The sequence below is a fragment of the Vibrio sp. 10N.222.55.C6 genome (genome assembly GCF_041473395.1).
GTDB lineage: Bacteria > Pseudomonadota > Gammaproteobacteria > Enterobacterales > Vibrionaceae > Vibrio > Vibrio crassostreae_C.
In genome coordinates this window covers 1-881 of the sequence record NZ_JBFRSD010000335.1, presented here as the reverse complement: position 1 = coordinate 881, position 881 = coordinate 1, and the positions used below count along the sequence as shown (strand labels likewise).

Sequence of the window (881 nt, the reverse complement as noted above, 5' to 3'; positions counted from 1 at the left end):
GCTCATCGGAAGTACATAGATACTCAAATTGATATCGTTGGTTTAGCCAAGGCTCGTATGGCATTGCATAAGCGAATTCTTGCAGAACAAGAGAATGGTAAGCAGCGAGGTCTCGTCAGTGTTAATCAGAAACACGCCAAAAAATTGGCTGCTCATAAGGGTATATCTAGCGATAAACCTGGCACGATTGAAGAAAATAAAATCCCAGAAACTAATGCCTCACAGCCAGGGAAGGTCTCTGCGATCTCATTATGGAATCAATCGAGAGACAAACTACATAAGCGAGGGGAGTAATGACCGAAAACGGTGAGTTAAGAGCGTTCTATGACTCTTACATAGTGCTTCCCCATTTAAATACGGTCATTAGTGATCTCGATTGGCTCAGATTACGGGGCCGATCTGGTGGCTCGGTACCTTCAATGATAATAATGGGTGATTCTGGCTCTGGTAAGTCTGCCTTGCTGGATTATTATATCAATACTCATCTTAGGAACGGCTCTCGGCAGGTATTATTGACGCGGGTTAGGCCTACACTGCTAGAAACATTAAAATGGATGAATTATGAACTTGGACGTAAGAACTCGCGTGCAAAACCTTGTGACTATGGGTTAACTGACTCAGTGATAAGATTGTTAAAGCAGTCTGATGTTGAGTTAATCATCATTGATGAGTGTCAGGAGCTAATTCAAAGCCGACGTCAGAAAGAGCGCCAGGATGTTAACGATAGACTTAAGTTTATCAGTGAAAGTACAAAAAAACCGATAGTGTGGGTGGGGTTACCTTGCTCCAAGCACCTACTTTCCGACGGGCAGTGGGAATCTCGAGCTAAGGTTGTGTATCAACTGCCTTATTTTAAATTGAGTCATGAAGCGAGTAGAGAT

Annotated in this window: 1 protein-coding gene and 1 pseudogene; both read left to right on the top strand. The window is 43.0% G+C overall.

Annotation, left to right across the window (positions count from 1 at the left end):
* Positions 1 to 294: pseudogene (locus AB4486_RS23990) on the top strand (hypothetical protein); the annotation flags it as partial.
* The coding region (locus AB4486_RS23985) for a TniB family NTP-binding protein (RefSeq protein WP_372119109.1) at positions 294 to 881 on the top strand (588 nt) is incomplete at its 3' end. The pseudogene AB4486_RS23990 and the gene AB4486_RS23985, both read left to right, overlap by 1 nt.